General features: G+C 60.4%; 19 protein-coding genes. 10 read left to right on the top strand and 9 right to left on the bottom strand.

Annotation, left to right across the window (positions count from 1 at the left end):
• Nucleotides 1–182: 182 nt before the first annotated feature.
• From hisB to hisF, 5 genes are all read left to right on the top strand, one after another.
• The gene (gene hisB / locus GQX66_RS10955) at nt 183–776 is read left to right on the top strand and encodes an imidazoleglycerol-phosphate dehydratase HisB (RefSeq protein WP_007952547.1); all 594 of its coding nucleotides are present in this window, start codon (nt 183–185) and stop codon (nt 774–776) included.
• Nucleotides 776–1,414: an imidazole glycerol phosphate synthase subunit HisH gene (gene hisH / locus GQX66_RS10960; protein ID WP_007952546.1), complete on the top strand. Its 639-nt coding sequence runs from the start codon at nt 776–778 to the stop codon at nt 1,412–1,414. The genes hisB and hisH overlap by 1 nt, the downstream gene beginning before the upstream one ends.
• Nucleotides 1,415–1,675 (top strand): DUF2164 domain-containing protein, encoded by a 261-nt coding sequence (locus tag GQX66_RS10965; RefSeq protein WP_011332018.1) that lies wholly within the window; start codon nt 1,415–1,417, stop codon nt 1,673–1,675. It begins immediately after the preceding gene.
• 102 nt (nt 1,676–1,777) lie between these two features.
• Entirely contained in the window at nt 1,778–2,515 is a 738-nt protein-coding gene (gene hisA / locus GQX66_RS10970; protein WP_003220753.1) for a 1-(5-phosphoribosyl)-5-[(5-phosphoribosylamino)methylideneamino]imidazole-4-carboxamide isomerase, read from the top strand.
• A gap of 9 nt (nt 2,516–2,524) precedes the next feature.
• A complete protein-coding gene (gene hisF, locus GQX66_RS10975) occupies nt 2,525–3,295 on the top strand; it encodes an imidazole glycerol phosphate synthase subunit HisF (protein WP_007897430.1) in 771 nt (256 codons plus the stop codon).
• Between the two features lie 51 nt (nt 3,296–3,346).
• Here the strand turns inward: hisF and GQX66_RS10980 are convergent, their stop codons facing one another.
• Entirely contained in the window at nt 3,347–4,813 is a 1,467-nt protein-coding gene (locus GQX66_RS10980) for a serine protease (protein WP_134022001.1), read from the bottom strand.
• A 215-nt stretch (nt 4,814–5,028) separates the two neighbouring features.
• Here GQX66_RS10980 and GQX66_RS10985 point away from each other — a divergent pair, with 215 nt between their 5' ends.
• Nucleotides 5,029–5,784, top strand: coding sequence for an ABC transporter substrate-binding protein (locus GQX66_RS10985; protein ID WP_085746376.1), 756 nt, complete (start codon nt 5,029–5,031; stop codon nt 5,782–5,784).
• On the opposite strand, the gene GQX66_RS10990 is transcribed toward GQX66_RS10985, so the two are convergent.
• From GQX66_RS10990 to gpmI, 5 genes are all read right to left on the bottom strand, one after another.
• Nucleotides 5,765–7,111: a Vps62-related protein gene (locus GQX66_RS10990; protein WP_166673426.1), complete on the bottom strand. Its 1,347-nt coding sequence runs from the start codon at nt 7,109–7,111 to the stop codon at nt 5,765–5,767. The two genes, GQX66_RS10985 and GQX66_RS10990, sit on opposite strands and share 20 nt — an antisense overlap.
• A 111-nt stretch (nt 7,112–7,222) precedes the next feature.
• Complete coding sequence (locus tag GQX66_RS10995) at nt 7,223–7,999, bottom strand: divergent polysaccharide deacetylase family protein (RefSeq protein WP_134022006.1); 777 nt, start codon at nt 7,997–7,999, stop codon at nt 7,223–7,225.
• A 2-nt stretch (nt 8,000–8,001) separates the two neighbouring features.
• Nucleotides 8,002–9,321: a S41 family peptidase gene (locus tag GQX66_RS11000; protein WP_085654441.1), complete on the bottom strand. Its 1,320-nt coding sequence runs from the start codon at nt 9,319–9,321 to the stop codon at nt 8,002–8,004.
• 31 nt (nt 9,322–9,352) lie between these two features.
• Complete coding sequence (locus tag GQX66_RS11005) at nt 9,353–10,657, bottom strand: murein hydrolase activator EnvC (RefSeq protein WP_085746379.1); 1,305 nt, start codon at nt 10,655–10,657, stop codon at nt 9,353–9,355.
• A gap of 136 nt (nt 10,658–10,793) precedes the next feature.
• The gene (gene gpmI / locus GQX66_RS11010) at nt 10,794–12,320 is read right to left on the bottom strand and encodes a 2,3-bisphosphoglycerate-independent phosphoglycerate mutase (RefSeq protein WP_085746380.1); all 1,527 of its coding nucleotides are present in this window, start codon (nt 12,318–12,320) and stop codon (nt 10,794–10,796) included.
• A 152-nt stretch (nt 12,321–12,472) separates the two neighbouring features.
• On the opposite strand from gpmI, the gene GQX66_RS11015 reads away from it, so the two are divergent.
• From GQX66_RS11015 to secB, 3 genes are read left to right on the top strand one after another with little or no spacing between them, the layout of a single operon-like run.
• Nucleotides 12,473–12,886 (top strand): rhodanese-like domain-containing protein, encoded by a 414-nt coding sequence (locus tag GQX66_RS11015; RefSeq protein ID WP_007952524.1) that lies wholly within the window; start codon nt 12,473–12,475, stop codon nt 12,884–12,886.
• A 1-nt stretch (nt 12,887) separates the two neighbouring features.
• Nucleotides 12,888–13,142: a glutaredoxin 3 gene (grxC, locus tag GQX66_RS11020; protein WP_007952522.1), complete on the top strand. Its 255-nt coding sequence runs from the start codon at nt 12,888–12,890 to the stop codon at nt 13,140–13,142.
• Between the two features lie 57 nt (nt 13,143–13,199).
• Nucleotides 13,200–13,685, top strand: a complete 486-nt coding sequence (gene secB / locus GQX66_RS11025) for a protein-export chaperone SecB (protein WP_007909233.1) — start codon at nt 13,200–13,202, stop codon at nt 13,683–13,685.
• A gap of 66 nt (nt 13,686–13,751) precedes the next feature.
• Here the strand turns inward: secB and GQX66_RS11030 are convergent, their stop codons facing one another.
• Nucleotides 13,752–14,207, bottom strand: a complete 456-nt coding sequence (locus tag GQX66_RS11030; protein WP_007952520.1) for a tRNA (cytidine(34)-2'-O)-methyltransferase — start codon at nt 14,205–14,207, stop codon at nt 13,752–13,754.
• Between GQX66_RS11030 and GQX66_RS11035 the strand changes: the two genes are divergently transcribed.
• Nucleotides 14,206–14,646 carry a hypothetical protein gene (locus GQX66_RS11035; protein WP_134022008.1) on the top strand — a complete coding sequence of 147 codons (441 nt, stop codon included), beginning with the start codon at nt 14,206–14,208 and terminating at the stop codon, nt 14,644–14,646. The two genes, GQX66_RS11030 and GQX66_RS11035, sit on opposite strands and share 2 nt — an antisense overlap.
• 410 nt (nt 14,647–15,056) lie before the next feature.
• Here GQX66_RS11035 and ntrC read toward each other — a convergent pair whose 3' ends face one another.
• Entirely contained in the window at nt 15,057–16,493 is a 1,437-nt protein-coding gene (ntrC, locus tag GQX66_RS11040) for a nitrogen regulation protein NR(I) (RefSeq protein WP_007952518.1), read from the bottom strand.
• Nucleotides 16,490–17,575, bottom strand: a complete 1,086-nt coding sequence (gene glnL / locus GQX66_RS11045; protein WP_007952516.1) for a nitrogen regulation protein NR(II) — start codon at nt 17,573–17,575, stop codon at nt 16,490–16,492. Before glnL ends, ntrC begins: the two co-directional genes overlap by 4 nt.
• Between the last annotated feature and the right edge of the window lie 161 nt (nt 17,576–17,736).

The raw sequence follows: 17,736 nt of genomic DNA on the forward strand, positions 1-17,736 counted from the left end.
CGGGGCTGCACTCCCACGCAGAGCGTGGGAGCGATCAGCGCCTTTCGATGCTTGTATGGACATGTCTATCCCCGACAGCACGGGGTTCTATCCGTCAGTCATTCCACCTCTCGTGTTTCTGTTTCGGCCCCGCGCCCCTATAATGGCTGCCTTTTTCGCCCAATGATTTTGCGGAGCTGGTGATGGCCGAACGTAAGGCGTCTGTCGAGCGCGACACTCTGGAAACCCAGATCAAAGCCTCGATCAACCTTGATGGCACCGGAAAGGCCCGATTCAATATCGGTGTTCCTTTTCTTGAGCACATGCTGGATCAGATCGCCCGTCACGGGTTGATCGACCTGGATATCGAATGCAAGGGCGATCTGCATATCGACGACCACCATACGGTGGAAGACGTCGGTATCACCCTCGGCCAGGCCTTCGCGCAAGCCATTGGCGACAAGAAAGGCATCCGTCGCTACGGCCACGCCTACGTGCCGCTCGATGAAGCGCTGTCGCGCGTGGTGATCGACTTCTCCGGCCGTCCGGGCCTGCAGATGCACGTGCCGTACACCCGCGCCACCGTTGGCGGCTTCGACGTCGACCTGTTCCAGGAATTCTTCCAGGGCTTCGTCAACCACGCACTGGTCAGCCTGCACATCGACAACCTGCGCGGCACCAACACCCACCACCAGATCGAAACCGTGTTCAAGGCTTTCGGCCGCGCACTGCGCATGGCCGTCGAGCTGGATGACCGCATGGCCGGCCAGATGCCTTCGACCAAGGGCGTCCTGTAATGCAGACGGTTGCAGTTATCGACTACGGCATGGGCAACCTGCACTCGGTGGCCAAGGCCCTCGAGCACGTCGGTGCCGGCAAGGTGCTGATCACCAGCGATGCGGCAGTGATCCGCGAAGCCGACCGGGTGGTTTTCCCCGGCGTCGGCGCGATTCGCGATTGCATGGCGGAGATCCGTCGCCTCGGTTTCGATTCGCTGGTGCGTGAAGTCAGTCAGGATCGTCCGTTCCTCGGCATCTGCGTCGGCATGCAAGCCTTGCTCGACAGCAGCGAAGAGAACGACGGCGTCGACTGCATCGGCCTGTTCCCGGGCGCGGTGAAGTTCTTCGGCAAAGACCTGCATGAAGACGGCGAGCACCTGAAAGTCCCGCACATGGGCTGGAACGAAGTGAAGCAGGCGGTGGATCACCCGCTGTGGCACAACATTCCGGACCTGGCGCGTTTCTACTTCGTGCACAGCTATTACATCGCCGCCGGTAACCCGCGGCAGGTGGTTGGCAGCGGTCATTACGGCGTCGATTTCGCCGCGGCGCTGGCCGAAGGTTCGCGTTTCGCCGTGCAGTTCCACCCGGAGAAGAGCCATACCCATGGCCTGCAATTGCTGCAGAACTTCGCGGCGTGGGACGGTCGCTGGTAAATGGCCGTCAAGAAATCCAAGCCGCCGATCCTGACCCTCACTCCCGAGCAGGAGAGTGAAGCCAACCGCAAGATTCAGCGGTTCATGGAGGATCGTTTCGAACTGGACCTGGGTTCGTTCGAGGCGGCGGAAATTCTTGAGCTGTTTACCCGCGAAATTGCTCCGCACTATTACAACAGGGCGATTTTCGATGTGCAGACCCACCTCAAGGAGCGGTTTGAAAGCATCGAAAGCGACCTGTGGGCGCTCGAGAAGAATTAGGGCAGCGGCAAGCTTCAAGCTGCAAGCTGCAAGAAGTACACACGCGTGCGCGCTTGCAGCTTATGGCTTGCAGCTTGCAGCTCTTTTGACGAAGGAAAAAGCATGCTGATTATTCCCGCTATCGATCTTAAAGACGGTGCCTGCGTACGTCTGCGCCAGGGCCGCATGGAAGATTCCACAGTGTTCTCCGATGACCCGGTGAGCATGGCTGCCAAGTGGGTGGAGGGCGGCTGCCGCCGTCTGCATCTGGTCGACCTGAACGGCGCTTTCGAAGGCCAGCCGGTCAACGGCGAAGTGGTGACCGCGATCGCCAAGCGCTACCCGACCCTGCCGATCCAGATCGGCGGCGGCATCCGTTCGCTGGAAACCATCGAGCACTACGTCAAGGCGGGCGTCAGCTACGTGATCATCGGCACCAAAGCGGTGAAGGATCCGGCGTTCGTCGCTGAAGCCTGCCGCGCGTTCCCGGGCAAGATCATCGTCGGTCTGGATGCCAAGGACGGTTTTGTCGCCACCGATGGCTGGGCTGAAATCAGCACCGTGCAAGTCATCGACCTGGCCAAGCAGTTTGAAGCCGACGGCGTGTCCTCGATCGTTTATACCGACATCGCCAAAGACGGCATGATGCAGGGCTGCAACGTTCCGTTCACCGCCGCGCTGGCGGCTGCCACCAAGATCCCGGTGATCGCTTCCGGCGGCATTCACAACCTGGGTGACATCAAGTCGCTGCTCGACGCCAAGGCACCGGGCATCATCGGCGCCATCACCGGCCGGGCGATCTACGAAGGCACTCTCGACGTCGCCGAAGCGCAAGCTTTCTGCGATTCGTACCAAGGCTGAGGACTGACCATGGCGCTGGCCAAACGCATCATCCCTTGCCTGGACGTGGACAACGGCCGGGTCGTCAAAGGTGTGAAGTTCGAGAACATCCGTGACGCCGGCGACCCGGTGGAAATCGCCCGTCGCTACGACGAGCAGGGTGCCGACGAGATTACCTTTCTCGACATCACCGCCAGCGTCGATGGCCGTGACACCACGCTGCACACCGTCGAGCGCATGGCCAGTCAGGTGTTCATTCCGCTGACCGTCGGCGGTGGCGTGCGGACCGTGCAGGACATCCGCAACCTGCTCAACGCCGGTGCGGACAAGGTGTCGATCAACACCGCTGCTGTGTTCAACCCGGAATTCGTCGGCGAAGCGGCGCAGCATTTCGGCTCGCAATGCATTGTCGTCGCCATCGACGCAAAGAAGGTTTCGGGCCCGGGCGAAACCCCGCGCTGGGAGATCTTCACCCACGGCGGTCGCAAACCGACCGGCCTCGACGCCGTCGAGTGGGCGAAGAAAATGGAAGGCCTGGGTGCCGGTGAAATCCTCCTGACCAGCATGGATCAGGACGGCATGAAAAACGGCTTTGACCTCGGCGTGACCCGCGCCATCAGCGATGCGCTGGGCATTCCGGTGATCGCTTCCGGCGGCGTCGGCAACCTGCAGCATCTGGCTGACGGCATTCTTGAAGGCCACGCCAGTGCAGTACTGGCGGCGAGTATTTTCCACTTCGGCGAATACACCGTTCAAGAAGCCAAGGCCTACATGGCGCACCGCGGCATCGTGATGCGCTAGCAAGCATCCCCTTTGGAGGAGTAGCTTCAAAGGGGCTGCAGGTCTGGTGAGTTAAAGCGTGTTGAGCTGGTCAACCCTTACCTCTGACCTGTCATCTGATCGGTCATACGCAACACTGCATAGTGTGGCAGGCAAATCCTTTTTGAGAAGATAGACTTCCATATACTCCGACTTTGGGCTGAATCCATCGGGGGCTTGACAGTCAGTGCTGTCGGATGGACCGACTTTGTAGGAGTACATTTTGCTTGCCCCTTCCGAAGTCACCAAAATATAAGCGGGTCTTTTTTTCAGGCTGAGATCAGGAAGCGGAACGATTTCGTCCTCAATCAGAACGATAGGCAGCGACAAGGCATTTCGTAAGAGTCCTGGCGGTAACTCTGACCTGGAAGAGTTTGTGCCAATGATGCAAAGGAAATAACGCCCGGTTCTGGAACCTATCTTGGTATTGATGATGGAGTTTTCGGCACTGATCGCGGCGGAATAGTGCAAGGGGTTTTCGCATTGTTTTGCCACGCGTACTGTCTTGTGACGATAGAACGCTGTGTCGATCGAGAACCGGTAATCCCAAGTCGGTGCTATGGCATGGCCGCTTTCCGATATCTTGATTTTCTTGTATTTGGCGGAGGTTGGCTTGTCTGTTTCTACATTGAATGTCGGATAGAGTTCGCAGTAGTTTTCAAATAGAAAGCCAGATCGGAAGCAACTTCTCAGGTGGGGTACGAGACTTCCGTAAAGATTGCCTTGGATTGCAGAGTAACCTTTTCTCGTTGGTATACAGGGTTCGTTCAGGTCGCAAGGAGCTATGGGCGGATGCTCGTTACCAGTACCCACGACACCGATGATTTCATTGGTGTAGCGATCAAGCAGCGGTGCTCCTGAGACACCTCCTTTATTACTCTTGCAACGAGTCTTGAAGTTATTACGCCACACCCAATCTCCTTCAATGATGTCCGGAGAGGATTTGAGCGTGCAGGCTGTCATTTCAAGCGTTCGATACTGTGGCGCTCCCACAACCAGAACGTCCGAATTGAGGGCGGGTGTGCCCGTGGCCAGCTTCAGAGGTTTTATCCCGTCCTCCATAAGTGTTTTCAGGCTGACATCAAGTTGGACGATGGCGATGTCGACACCTTGCATGCTGCGCCATTTCACGTTTTTCAGGTTGTAGGTTTTATGTTTTTCGACATCGTCAAAGTAATTAAAGGTCATGGTTCCTTGTATGGGTTGGTTTTGCATGATCTGGCCGTTGGACAGGTTGATGCAATGGCCAGCAGTCAGAACATAAGCCGGAGGGCGCTGGACGCCTGTTGTTTCCAGCGTATCAAGCAAGGTAGCGGTGCAAGTGGAGCCGGTCGTCAGGCGACCGATACCCTGCCAGTGATCGCGTGAGCCATCGCGGTTATCCAGGGGGATTGCAGGTAACAGACGCTTAACGCCTTCGCCATAGTCGTGACTGGCCGCGATGCAGGTGGAAAAGAAGAGTCCTAATGTGCAGAACAACAGTAATTTGATTGAATACATCGTTAACGCTCTTGGGTTTATTGGTTAAAGCACAACGGTGGTGCTGGATTACGCCAATAAACCAGGGATCAAGAGCGGCGCGGTGGTAGTTATCTACTACCCAAGGATTGGTTTTCCAGAATGGAAGACCTGATCGGTATGAAGTCATAACGCCAGTAGACAGCATGGCGTACCCAAGGCACTCTTGGGCACGCCATGGATTTCGGTAGCCCGACATGATCAAACGCCTGCTTCTCGCCCTCGCCAGTGCCTCCGTGTTGTTGATCAACACCGGCCACGCCGAGGAAAGTCCCGACACCGATCTGGTGCTCCTCACCGAAAACTTCCCGCCGTACAACATGGCGAAGAACGGCAAGAATTTCGCCCAGGACGAAAACATCAACGGCATCGCCACGGACATCGTGCGCGAGATGTTCAAGCGTGCCGGCATCACTTACAGCCTGACCCTGCGTTTCCCATGGGAGCGGGTCTACAAGCTGGCGCTGGAGAATCCCGGCTACGGTGCGTTCGTCATGGCGCGCCTGCCGGATCGCGAAAAGCTCTTCAAGTGGGTCGGCCCGATCGGCCCGGACGACTGGGTCATGCTGGCCAGGGCCGACAGCAAGATCACTCTCGAAACCCTCAATGACGCGCGCAAATACAAGATCGGCGCCTACAAGGGCGATGCGATTGCCGAGACTCTGACCAAGCAGGGTCTGAAGCCGGTGGTGGTGCTGCGCGATCAGGACAACGCCAAGAAACTCGTCAGCGGCCAGATCGACCTCTGGGCCACCGGCGATCCTGCCGGGCGTTATCTGGCGCGGCAGGATGGCGTGACCGGCCTGAAAACCGTACTGCGTTTCAACAGCGCCGAACTGTATCTGGCGCTGAACAAGGACGTGCCGGACGAAGCCGTTGCCAAGCTTCAGGCGGCGCTCGAACAGATGCGCAAGGACGGCGTGGTCGACGAGATCATGGGGCGGTATCTGTAATTTCTGGCGACTCTGGTAACTCGGGAGATTCCGGCTGTTCCGGCACTGACGGGAGTGGCACCATGGCGTCACTCGCGACTTCTGGCGGGTATTCGAGCCAGTGCAGGCTGTTTCTGTCGGAGTACCTGAAGTTGATGGCGGTTTCCGTTCGGTTGTCCCGCCAGAGATCGTAGTTACTCTGCAGTTGATACAGCGCCATCATCTTGTGTTTCGTCACGTTGGCGGCGACCGCCACGATGTCCGGCGTGGTCCATCCGATGCTCGAGGTTTCGGTGTGGGTGAAGGTTTCGCCCAGCCTTGCCGAGAACCTTATCGGCCGTTCAACCGTTGAGTCGCTCGCTGGCCAAACCCCCGGGACCTGTATTGCACTGATGCGGTTGAAAAGCCGCAGATCGCGGCGGCTCAGAACACGAGGCAACGTCCAGTGAAACAGGCTGCTCTTGTCAGTCGTATTATGGCTGGAGCCGATGAGCACATACCGGTCAGTCCTTTGCAGGTAATAGTAGGGCGATTGGCGGAATCTCTTCAGTGATGGCTGACCGTGGTCTTCCACCGCAAACCAGGGCAGCCTGGCAGTGTGGGTCGGTTGCGAGGGTTCGAGCGGTTCCGGCGCTTCGAATCCTGACAGTTCCGGAAGTTCAGGCGCTGGATTGCTCTGTACCGTAATCTGCATTCGCAATGAATAGGCTTCGGCTTCATTCTCGGGGCTGTCAGGGTTGCCGGAAGCGATGAACGTGCCTGCAGTGAAGTTGATCGCACCTGCATCGGCAACCGGAGGCGCGATGCTCCAGGCGCTGAAATACTGGCGGGAACGATCTCCCCGATCATTCCAGATCAACTCGGCGACACTGGCCTCAATCACCAGATCTTCGCGCACGCAACGTACCGAGCTCAGTAAAGGCTTTTCGTGGTTGATGGAGCACACCGTTCCCAGTGCCACATACCCCTCAGGCGCGATCGGCCGCCATAGCGTCCCCCCCGCCGGCGTCGAGGTTGCATCGCTCCAGATTTCTTCGAAATCATCCGGTGGACTGAGTGCATTTGTTTGCGCGGTTTTGCCGTTTGCGGCTGGGCCTTCGCGGACAACGGCCACGATCTTGCTGCCATTGATATTGCCGTTGCCGGAGATGGCGACGTCCCCGAGGGGGTAAAAGCCAGGCAGCGAGTCGGGGGATGGCACCGGACGCCAGAGCGCGCAGGGTGTCGAGCCCGAGCCATTGCAGTTCCAGATCCGCTGGAATTCGGTGGTGAAGTTGATCAGCAGGTTATCGACCTGGATCGACTCCATTGGCCTGTCGGCCGTGGTTTCACTGTTTTCGCTGTTCATGGTCATTCCTGATAGTGAAAGGCGACTCGTGGTCGCGACCTGTTGCAGGTCTCAATATCCGGAATTGGCCAAGGGGACGGGCGGTAACTATTTATCGGGTATGGCGGGGTGCTACCGGTAAATGCCGTTGTGGCCGTGAGCGGCTGTAGCGCGATTGCTGCGCACACTGATCATCTGCTTGATGTCGATCCACTCGATGCCCTGAGCCTTCAATTTGGGTAGTTCGCGCTCCAGCACCGCCAGTGTCTGCGGATAAGGGTGGCCGATCATCACGGCCGAACCCTGTTTGTGCGCCAGACTGATCGCTGTCTGCAATTGAGTCAGGATCGCCGCTTCTGTGCGCTCGTCATCGAGAAACACATCCCGCGAAACACTCGCCAGATCAATCTTCTGTGCCTGTTGCGCAGCGACGGTCTGGGCGCTGGTGCGGCTGTCGACGAAGAACTTGTGGCGCCGCTGCAACTCGCCCATCAACCACGCCATCGCCACCGGCTGCGCAGTCATGCGGCTGCCCATGTGGTTGTTGATGCCGGCGGTGTAGGGGACCATTTTGAACGCGGCGTTCAGGCGTTTCTCGAGTTCTTCGATGGGCAGCTCGGGATGCCAGGCGAACGGGCCGGTGGCCGGGTCCATCGGCATGTGCAGGATCACGACTTTGCCGGCGCGATGGGCTTCGCGGGCGAATTCGGTGGCGTGCGGGGTGTCGGGCATGATCGCTGTAGTCACCGGCCCGGGGAGGGCCAGCACGCGGCGATCCCGGGGCAGGTTCTGCCCCAGGTCGTCGATGATCAGCGTCAGGTAGGCTTTTTGAGGTGTTGGTCTGGCAGGTTCTGCGTGAGCAGCAACCGCCAGACAGCACAGCAGGACAAAGACGAAACGCAAAGACATCCTCAACGGCCGGACGTGATGCTCAGGCCTTTGAGCAGGCTCAGGGCCTGGGCCAGCTGGTAATCGTCATCCTGCGGCATCGCTTTGGCCTTGCCGCCGGAACCGGTCGGTTTGTCCGCGCCGCCGTTGCCGTTGCCCAGGTGACCTTGCAGGTCGGCTTCCTTGAAGTAGTCGCCGTCCGCTTCGTTGGTGATCTTGGCCTTGCGTACTTCGATGTCCGGAACAATGCCCTGGGCCTGGATCGAGCGGCCGTTCGGCGTGAAGTACAGCGCCGTGGTGATCTTCAGCGCGCGGTCGTTGTTCAGCGGCAGCACGGTCTGCACCGAGCCCTTGCCGAAACTGGTGGTGCCCATGACCACGGCGCGTTTCTGGTCCTGCAGGGCGCCGGCGACGATTTCCGAGGCCGAGGCACTGCCACCGTTGATCAGCACGACCATCGGCACCGCTTCGCTTTCGTCCTTGCCGGTGGCGGAGAAGCGCAGTTCGGAATTGGCGATCCGGCCCTTGGTGTAGACGATCAGGCCTTTGGTGATGAAGTGGTCGACCACTTCGACCGCTGCCTGCAACACGCCGCCCGGGTTGTTGCGCAGGTCAAGGATGATGCCGTTGAGCTTCTTGCCGTTGTCCTTGCGCAGCTTGGCCAGGGCTTTGGAGACCTCTTCGCCGGTCTTGACCTGGAACTGGGTGATGCGGATCAGGCCGTAGCCCGATTCCAGCAGTTGCGCCTTGACGCTCTTCACCTGGATCACGGCGCGAGCCAGGGTTACATCGAACGGCGTACCGCCGTCGCGGACCAGGGTCAGGGTGATCTTCTGGCCGATCTTGCCGCGCATCTTGTCCACGGCTTCGGTCATGGTCTGGCCACGGGTCGGCGCGCCGTTGATCTTGACGATGAAGTCGCCTGCCTGGATGCCGGCCTTCGATGCTGGCGTATCGTCGATCGGCGACACGACCTTGATGAAGCCGTCTTCGGCGCCGACTTCGATGCCCAGGCCGCCGAACTCGCCGCTGGTGCTTTCCTGCAACTCGGCAAAGTCTTCAGGGCCGAGGTAGGCGGAGTGCGGATCGAGGTTGCTGAGCATGCCCTTGATCGCGTTTTCCAGCAGGGTCTTGTCGTCCACCGGCTCGACGTAGGCCGCCTTGATCCGGTCCATGACCTCGGCAAAGGTGCGCAGCTCTTCCAGCGGCAACGGCGCCTTGCTGGTGGCGGCAGTGCCTGCCGGAGCGACAGCCGGGGCCGGTTGAGCGGCAAACGCCAGAGGCGCGCCGATCACCAGGGCGATCGTCAGGGCCAGCGAGGTAAGGCGGGACAAATGCAGCATGTCGAACGAACTCCTGAATTAGGCGGCGCGCTTATCCTTGCGCGCGGCACCATTGCGCCGGATCACTCGGGTGACCCTGCTGACGAATTGCGAAATACAGCGCTGGTGTGTCCTGACCGCCACTGTTACCCACAGTGGAGATGGACTCACCGGCTTTTACCACGTCACCCGCCGACTTGAGCAGCGTCTGGTTGTGACCGTAAAGACTCAGAAAACCGTTGCCGTGATCAAGGATCACCAGCAGCCCGGCACCGCGCAGCCAGTCGGCAAACACCACGCGCCCGCCGTGTACGGCATGCACCTGGCTGCCGGCGGAGGCGCTGATCATCACGCCGTCCCACTTGGTGCGGGCATCGTCGCCACGGGTTTCACCGAAGCGTGCCAGCAGTCGACCATCAACCGGCCATGGAAGTTTTCCCCGACTTGACGCAAAAGGGCCACCGAAGGTCTCGCCGCTGCTGGAAACCAGCGCGCCAGGTGTGGGTCTGGCTTGTTTTCGCGGGGCGTCGCTGGTGTCCGAGTCCGCATCGGCGCGGGCTTGGGCCTCACGCAAGCGCTTTTTTTCGGCTTCCTGCTGGGCGATGAGCGCTTTCTGCCGCGCTTCTTCTGCCTCACGAGCCTGGCGGGCCAGGGTTTCTTCAATGGTTTTAAGGACTTTAGACAGGTCTGCCTGATCCTGCTCGCGGGCGGCCAGTTTCTGGTCCCGGGCTTTCACGTCGTCATTGAGTTTGGCAAGGGCCTGCTGGCGCTCCTTGCGGACCTTGTCGAGCGCTTCGCGCTGAGTGTCGAGATCGCTTTGCTGCGCCAGCAACTGCGCCTGCTGCACGCCGATGTCTTTTTCGACGTTGGCCAGTTGGCGCAGGGTTTCGTTGAAGCTTTTAAGCTGCTCCAGGCGAGCCTGGCTCAGGTAGTCGTAATAGGTGAGGGTGCGGGCGAATTTCTCGGGATTCTGCTGGTTGAGCAGCAGCTTGAGGTATTCCTGGCGACCGTTCTGGTAGGCGGCGCGGGCCTGGATGGCGATCAGTCGCTGCTGTTCAGTGCGCGCGCTCTGGAGTTTTTTTTTCTCCGCATCGAGCCGCTGCAGCTCGGATTCGCTCTTCTTCAGCTCTTTCTGCAGGGCTTCGACCTGTTTCTCGAGCTTGCCCATCTCGGTTTCGGTGCCCTTGAGCTCCTTTTGCACGCCGGATTTTTCTTCCTGGAGCTTGCCCAGCAGTTTTTTCAGCTCGGCGATGTCCTGGCGCGTGGCGTCCAGTTGCTGTTGGGTTTGCGCGCGCTCATCCGCGAAGGCCGGTTGGAGCAGGCATGTCAGAGCGAGGGCGATCAGGACGCGAAGCATAGAGGCGGGCGGCACCAGGGTAAGGGACGGCCTAGTATGCCCGCCCGACGCGGCAAAAAAAACGCCTCAAAGCCAACTGCTTTGAGGCGTTCGTCATAAAAAGCCGTTTCAGGCTGATTACAGGGCGTTTTTGATATCAGACCAGAATCGAAGTGCCAGTCATTTCCGCCGGTTTTTCCAGACCCAGCAGTTTCAGCATGGTCGGCGCCACGTCCGCCAGCACGCCACCTTCGCGGACTTTCAGGTCACGCTTGCCGACATAGATGAACGGCACCGGCTCGGTGGTGTGCGCGGTGTGGGCTTGCCCGGTGGATTCGTCGGCCATCTGCTCGACGTTGCCGTGGTCGGCGGTGATCAGCGCTTCGCCGCCGACTTTTTCCAGTGCTTCGACGATGCGACCCACGCAGGTGTCCAGGCACTCCACGGCTTTCACCGCGGCTTCGAACACGCCGCTATGGCCGACCATGTCGCCGTTGGCGTAGTTGACCACGATCACGTCGTAGCGCTGGTTCTCGATGGCCTCGACGATGCGGTCGGTGACTTCCGGCGCGCTCATTTCCGGCTGCAAGTCATAGGTGGCGACTTTCGGCGACGGGATCAGGATGCGCTCTTCGCCCGGGAACGGCTCTTCACGACCGCCGGAGAAGAAGAAGGTCACGTGGGCGTATTTCTCGGTTTCGGCGATGCGCAGCTGGGTCTTGCCGTTTTTCGCCAGATAGTCGCCGAGCACGTTTTCCAGGCTGCCCGGGGCAAAGGCGGCGGGGGCCGGGATGCTGGCGGCATATTGGGTCAGGCCCACGTACTGCACTTGCGGCTGGCGCGCGCGCTCGAATTCCTTGAAACCGTCTTCGACAAACACGCGGCTCAGCTCGCGGGCGCGGTCGGCTCGGAAGTTCATGAACACCACGGCGTCGCCGTCTTCGACCTTCACCGGCTCACCGATGCTGGTGGCTTTGACGAATTCGTCGCTCTCGCCACGGGCGTAAGCGGCTTCCAGACCTTCCTGGGCGGTGGCAGCGTTGAATTCGCCATTGCCATCAACGATCAGGTTGTAGGCCTGGGACACGCGATCCCAACGGTTGTCGCGATCCATGGCGTAGTAGCGGCCGATCAGGCTGGCGATGCGGCCCTTGCCGAGCGCCTGGAAGGTCGCGTCGAGCAGTTCGATCGACGAAGCGGCGCTTTTCGGCGGGGTGTCGCGGCCATCGAGGAAGGCGTGCAGGTAGATTTTTTCGGCGCCGCGCTTGAAGGCCAGTTCGGCCATGGCGATCAGGTGATCCTGGTGGCTGTGGACGCCGCCGTCCGACAGCAGGCCCATGAAATGCACGGCCTTGCCGGCGGCCACGGCCTTGTCCACGGCGGCGCAGATGGTCGGGTTCTCGAAGAACTCACCGTCGCGGATCGCTTTGGTCACACGCGTGAAGTCCTGATACACCACGCGCCCGGCGCCCAGGTTCATGTGGCCGACTTCGGAGTTGCCCATCTGGCCGTCCGGCAGACCGACGTCCATGCCGCTGCCCGAGATCAAGCCGTTCGGCACGGTGGCCCACAGGCGATCCAGCACAGGCTTTTTGGCCGCATAGACGGCGTTGGATTCGGGGCTGTCGCTGTGACCGAAGCCGTCGAGAATCATCAGGACCAAAGGTTTAGGCGTGGTAGTCATGGAATCCACTCGTGGCTAATAAGAAGAGGGCGATGGAAAAGGGAGTTGGAGTTTAAAGCGAAGTTCCGGCGGCGTCACCGCCGGACGGGGTTTGGCCGACCATAGTGGCTGTGTATACTGGCCGACATTTTAACGCCCTGGAACCTCCTTCGATGGTTGCTCACCTGATTGAATTTGCCACTAACCACTACATTCTTGTCGGTATCTTCGTCGTACTGCTGGCTTTGCTGCTGGCGCATACGGTGCAGGGCGGCGGTAAAAGCCTGAGCACGGGCGAGCTGACCGCACTGGTCAACAAGGAAGCCGGCGTGGTGGTGGACATCCGTCCGAGCAAGGACTACGCCGCCGGTCACATTGTTGGCGCGGTGAACATTCCCCAGGACAAACTGGCTGCCCGCATCGGCGAGCTGGAAAAACACAAGGCCAAGACCATCATTCTGGTCGACGCCCTGGGCCAGACCGCCGGCACCCACGCCCGCGAACTGATGAAGGCCGGCTTCACCGCCGCCAAGCTGTCCGGCGGGATTTCCAGCTGGAAAGGCGACAACCTGCCGTTGGTGAAGTGACATGAGCGACGTCATCGTCTACTCCAGCGATTACTGCCCTTACTGCTCGCGCGCCAAGTACCTGCTCGCGAACAAAGGCGTGGCCTTCGAAGAGATCAAGGTCGATGGCAAGCCGCAGGTGCGCGCCGCCATGGCCCAGAAGGCCGGACGCACGTCCGTGCCGCAGATCTGGATCGGCGATACCCACGTCGGCGGATGTGATGATTTGTATGCCCTGGAGCGCGCCGGCAAGCTCGACGCGCTGCTCAAGGCCTGAACTGCTGCACCTGCAAACCAAGAACCCTAAAAGACCCAAGATCAGAAAGGATCTGAGATGACTGACCAACAGAACACTGCAGCCAGCGAAGAAGAAACCGCACCGCAATTCTCCTTGCAGCGCATCTACGTACGCGACCTGTCCTTCGAAGCCCCGAAAAGCCCGGCGATTTTCCGCCAGCAGTGGGATCCGGCGGTCGCTCTGGATCTGAACACCCGCCAGAAAGCCTTGGAAGGTGATTTCTACGAAGTCGTGCTGACCCTGTCCGTCACCGTGAAAAACGGTGAAGAAGTGGCCTTCATCGCTGAAGTGCAGCAGGCTGGCATCTTCCTGATCAAGAACCTGGACGCGGCTTCGATGAGCCACACCCTGGGTGCGTTCTGCCCGAACATCCTGTTCCCGTACGCTCGCGAAACCCTGGACAGCCTGGTGACCCGCGGTTCGTTCCCGGCCCTGATGCTGGCCCCGGTGAACTTCGACGCCCTGTACGCGCAAGAGCTGCAGCGCATGCAGGAATCCGGCGAGACCCCGACCGTTCAGTAAGCGGTCGATGCAACAACGAAAAAAAGCGCCGTTACAGGCGCTTTTTTCTTGGGCGATCGAGTGGCATTACTTGAAGTCGTTCTGCCGCCACGCTTCGTACACGGCCACTGCTACGGTGTTGGACAGGTTCAGGCTGCGGCAGCCTTCGCGCATCGGCAGGCGCAGGCGCTGTTCGCCGGGCAGGGCGTCGAGCACTTCCGGCGGCAGGCCACGGCTTTCCGGGCCGAAGATGAACGCATCGCCGGGGACGAACGCGGCATCGTGAAACGGCCGCGAGCCCTTGGTGGTGAAGGCGAACAGCCGTGGATGACCGAGGCTTTCCAGGCAGCTGGCGAGGTCGGCATGGCGCTGCAAAGTGGCATACTCGTGGTAGTCGAGACCGGCGCGGCGCAGGCGCTTGTCGTCCATCTCGAAGCCCAGCGGTTCGATCAAATGCAGGTGGCAGCCGCTGTTGGCGCACAGCCTGATAACGTTACCGGTGTTCGGCGGAATTTCCGGTTGAAAAAGGATGACGTGAAACATGCACGGCTCCGAAGGTAAAGATGACGCGCATTCTACGCCGCAAGCGGATCCGCGTTCGAAACTATTCCCGCGGGTGATGGCATCGCTGGCGATCGTCGGTGTGATGGTCGGGATGATGATCGGTCGTTTGACCACGCCTGACCCGACCGTCTTGCAGCAGGTCGAGGTGATCGATGGCGGTCTTGCGGTCTGGTTCAACAACGAGCCGAAGCTGCATGGCGAGATCGTCGATGGCAGCATCGCGCTGCTGTTCGAGGCCGAAGGCCAGGCGCAGAAAGGCCAGCTCAAGTTCAACGGCAAGGACGTGAACTGGCGGACGCGGTTGAGTGACGGGGGATTGTTGCTGACGCTGGTGGCGGCGCGGCCGCTGCAGGGCGACTGGGCCGGCCAGGCGATCGATGACCGCTGGCGGCTGGAGATCCATCTCCGGGAGCAATAAAAGAGGGAATCCCCGGCCTGCCTGTACCAAGGTTCCCGAAACGGGCGGGCTCATCGCATCGCGTTCTGAGCCGGTGTAAAGAAGGAACCCCTGACCTGCCTGTATCAAGGGCCCCAAAAGGGTGGACTCATCGAGTCCTGTGTAAAGAGGGGAATCCCCGGCCTGCCTGTACCAAGGCCCCCGAAAGGGTGGGTGAATCGAATCACCTGTAGGAGTTATTGCAGGGGGCGTGCCAGGTTTTCGCGTTTTGAAACAAAAAAGCCCGGCACAACGACGAAGGCCCCGTAATACGGGGCCTTCGTCTTTTCACAGGATGGGATTTTCAGCGGTTTACAGTGCAAGCCTGAGCCAGTGGCTGTGCCCGATTAAGGGTCACGGTGCCTTGCGGCGGTGCAGGCTGGCGCTGAATCTCAGCCTTCATCGCCCTCATCGTCATCCCCGCCATCGACCTTCATGCCGAGCTCCTTGATCTTGCGGGTCAAGGTGTTGCGGCCCCAGCCCAGCAGCACCGCAGCGTCACGACGACGCCCGGCAGTGTGCTTCAGTGCTGTCTCGATCATGATCCGCTCGAACGCCGGTACCGCGCTGTCGAGCAGGCTCGACTGACCGCGCGCCAGGGCCTGATCGGCCCACTGACGCAGCGCCTGTTCCCAGTTGGTCACTGGCGCCGAGTCCTGCGGCAGGCTCAGCAGTTCCGGCGGCAGGTCGCTGATGTGCACCTCGCGCCCGGACGCCATCACGGTGATCCAGCGGCAGGTATTTTCCAGCTGGCGCACGTTGCCCGGCCACGGCAGATTCTTCAGGTATTCCTCGGTCTCGCTTTTCAGCAGCTTCGGCTCCACCGCCAGTTCTTGCGCGGCGCGGCTGAGGAAGTGCTTGGCCAGGGTCGGGATGTCTTCGCGACGGTCCGACAGGCGCGGAATATGTATACGGATCACGTTGAGGCGGTGGAACAAGTCCTCACGGAATTTCCCGGCGTGAACCAGGGTTTCCAGATTCTGGTGCGTTGCGGCGATGATCCGCACATCGACTTTGACCGGCACGTGCCCGCCAACGCGATAGAACTCGCCATCGGCCAGCACCCGCAGCAGTCGGGTCTGGGTGTCCGCCGGCATGTCGCCAATTTCATCGAGGAACAGCGTGCCGCCGTCGGCCTGCTCGAAACGGCCGCGACGCAGGTTGGCCGCGCCGGTGAACGCGCCTTTCTCGTGGCCGAACAGCTCGGATTCCATCAGGTCTTTCGGGATCGCCGCCATGTTCAGCGCGATGAACGGCGAGGCCGCGCGCGGGCTGTGGCGGTGCAGGGCGTGAGCCACCAATTCTTTACCGGTGCCGGATTCGCCGTTGATCAGCACGGTGATGTTGGAGTGGCTCAAGCGCCCGATGGCGCGAAACACTTCCTGCATCGCCGGCGCTTCGCCGATGATTTCCGGGGTGCGAGTCAGGGTCGGGGCGACTTCCAGGCCCTGTTGTTCCTGAGCATGCTGATTTGCGCGTTTGACCAGCGAAACCGCCTCGTCAACGTCGAACGGCTTGGGCAGGTACTCGAACGCGCCGCCCTGGTAGGAGGCGACAGCGCTATCCAGATCGGAGTGAGCGGTCATGATGATCACCGGCAGCCGCGGGTGCTGCTCGCGGATCCGCGCCAGCAGGTCCAGGCCGCTGGCGCCGGGCATGCGGATGTCGGAGATGATCACGTCCGGCTGCTGGCGCGCGAGGCGGCTCATCACACCATCGGCGCTGTCGAAGCTCTGGGTGGTCATGCCTTCCTGTTGCAGGGCTTTTTCCAGAACCCAACGGATAGAACGGTCGTCATCGACGATCCACACGGTTTCACTACGGCTCATGTCGATGTGGCTCCTTGTTCCAGTGGCAGAAAGATCGAGAACGTGGTGTGGCCTGGATGGCTGTCACACTCGATCAGGCCCTGGTGCTGGCTGATGATGTTCTGGGTGATGGCCAGGCCCAGCCCGGTACCGTCCGGACGGCCGCTGACCATGGGAAAGAAGATGGTTTCCTGCAGTTCCGCCGGAATGCCCGGACCGTTGTCGATGATCTCGATCTTGGTCACCAAGCGATGACGGACGTGGCCGATGGTGAACTGGCGCATGGCGCGGGTGCGCAGGCTGATGCGGCCCAGGCGCAGCTCGTTCTGGCTGCTGATGGCCTGCATCGCGTTGCGCACGATGTTCAACACCGCCTGAATCATTTGTTCGCGGTCGATCAGGACGTCGGGAATGCTTGGGTCGTAATCGCGCACCAGCGTGATGCAGCCCTGGCTTTCGGCCTCGACCAGTTGACAGACGCGCTCCAGCACTTCGTGGACGTTGCACAGGGCCAGCGATGGCAGTTTGTTCGAGCCGAGCATGCGGTCGACCAGATTGCGCAGGCGGTCGGCCTCTTCGATGATCACGTTGGTGTAGTCGCGCAGGCTGTCTTCCGGCAGCTCCCGGGCCAGCAGTTGTGCGGCACCGCGGATGCCGCCGAGCGGGTTCTTGATCTCGTGGGCCAAGCCGCGCACCAGCATCTTGCTGGTTTCCTGCTTCGACAACTGGGCCTCTTCCTTGGTGATCCGCAACAGGCGGTCACGAGGATGGACTTCCAGCAAAAGCAGGGTCGCGCCGTTGCTGAGGATTGGCGTCACCGCGTAATCCACGGTCAGGGTCTGGCCGGTGAGGGCGGTGAGCATCGCTTCGCGCTTGGTGAACGGGTGCGCCTGCTCCACCGCCTGGCGCAACGAGTTGAGCGCTTCGGTGGACTCGGTGAACAGCTCACTGATGAACTGCCCATGGCTGCGCTGGCCGCTGATGGCCAGCAGCATCTCCGCCGCCGGGTTCATGTACTCGAGGCGCAATTCGCTGTCGAGCAGGATGGTGGCGGTGGTCAGGTTGTCGAGTAGCAAGCGATGCAGTGCGTCACTGATGGTCATGAGGACCTCTTTTGGAGCATGGCGCGCGCAGGGATACAGCGCTGATGCGAGGAAAATGCAAAAACCAAACCAAGGCTCCGAAAAGAAGCGTTCAACCCCTGAAACGGGCGTTTGACGCTCGTTTGCGTGGCAGTCAAACCGCTCTGGCGGGTACTTTCGAA

Source organism: Pseudomonas sp. B707 (assembly GCF_022496685.1).
In the GTDB taxonomy this organism is placed as follows: domain Bacteria; phylum Pseudomonadota; class Gammaproteobacteria; order Pseudomonadales; family Pseudomonadaceae; genus Aquipseudomonas; species Aquipseudomonas paraglycinae.

Bases quoted from the DNA above. Each gene is read 5' to 3' on its own strand.
- hisB (WP_007952547.1), top strand. From the start codon at position 183: ATGGCCGAACGTAAGGCGTCTGTCGAGCGCGACACTCTGGAAACCCAG.
- hisH (WP_007952546.1), top strand. From the start codon at position 776: ATGCAGACGGTTGCAGTTATCGACTACGGCATGGGCAACCTGCACTCG.
- GQX66_RS10965 (WP_011332018.1), top strand. From the start codon at position 1,415: ATGGCCGTCAAGAAATCCAAGCCGCCGATCCTGACCCTCACTCCCGAG.
- hisA (WP_003220753.1), top strand. From the start codon at position 1,778: ATGCTGATTATTCCCGCTATCGATCTTAAAGACGGTGCCTGCGTACGT.
- hisF (WP_007897430.1), top strand. From the start codon at position 2,525: ATGGCGCTGGCCAAACGCATCATCCCTTGCCTGGACGTGGACAACGGC.
- GQX66_RS10980 (WP_134022001.1), bottom strand. From the start codon at position 4,813: ATGTATTCAATCAAATTACTGTTGTTCTGCACATTAGGACTCTTCTTT.
- GQX66_RS10985 (WP_085746376.1), top strand. From the start codon at position 5,029: ATGATCAAACGCCTGCTTCTCGCCCTCGCCAGTGCCTCCGTGTTGTTG.
- GQX66_RS10990 (WP_166673426.1), bottom strand. From the start codon at position 7,111: ATGAACAGCGAAAACAGTGAAACCACGGCCGACAGGCCAATGGAGTCG.
- GQX66_RS10995 (WP_134022006.1), bottom strand. From the start codon at position 7,999: ATGTCTTTGCGTTTCGTCTTTGTCCTGCTGTGCTGTCTGGCGGTTGCT.
- GQX66_RS11000 (WP_085654441.1), bottom strand. From the start codon at position 9,321: ATGCTGCATTTGTCCCGCCTTACCTCGCTGGCCCTGACGATCGCCCTG.
- GQX66_RS11005 (WP_085746379.1), bottom strand. From the start codon at position 10,657: ATGCTTCGCGTCCTGATCGCCCTCGCTCTGACATGCCTGCTCCAACCG.
- gpmI (WP_085746380.1), bottom strand. From the start codon at position 12,320: ATGACTACCACGCCTAAACCTTTGGTCCTGATGATTCTCGACGGCTTC.
- GQX66_RS11015 (WP_007952524.1), top strand. From the start codon at position 12,473: ATGGTTGCTCACCTGATTGAATTTGCCACTAACCACTACATTCTTGTC.
- grxC (WP_007952522.1), top strand. From the start codon at position 12,888: ATGAGCGACGTCATCGTCTACTCCAGCGATTACTGCCCTTACTGCTCG.
- secB (WP_007909233.1), top strand. From the start codon at position 13,200: ATGACTGACCAACAGAACACTGCAGCCAGCGAAGAAGAAACCGCACCG.
- GQX66_RS11035 (WP_134022008.1), top strand. From the start codon at position 14,206: ATGCACGGCTCCGAAGGTAAAGATGACGCGCATTCTACGCCGCAAGCG.
- GQX66_RS11030 (WP_007952520.1), bottom strand. From the start codon at position 14,207: ATGTTTCACGTCATCCTTTTTCAACCGGAAATTCCGCCGAACACCGGT.
- ntrC (WP_007952518.1), bottom strand. From the start codon at position 16,493: ATGAGCCGTAGTGAAACCGTGTGGATCGTCGATGACGACCGTTCTATC.
- glnL (WP_007952516.1), bottom strand. From the start codon at position 17,575: ATGACCATCAGTGACGCACTGCATCGCTTGCTACTCGACAACCTGACC.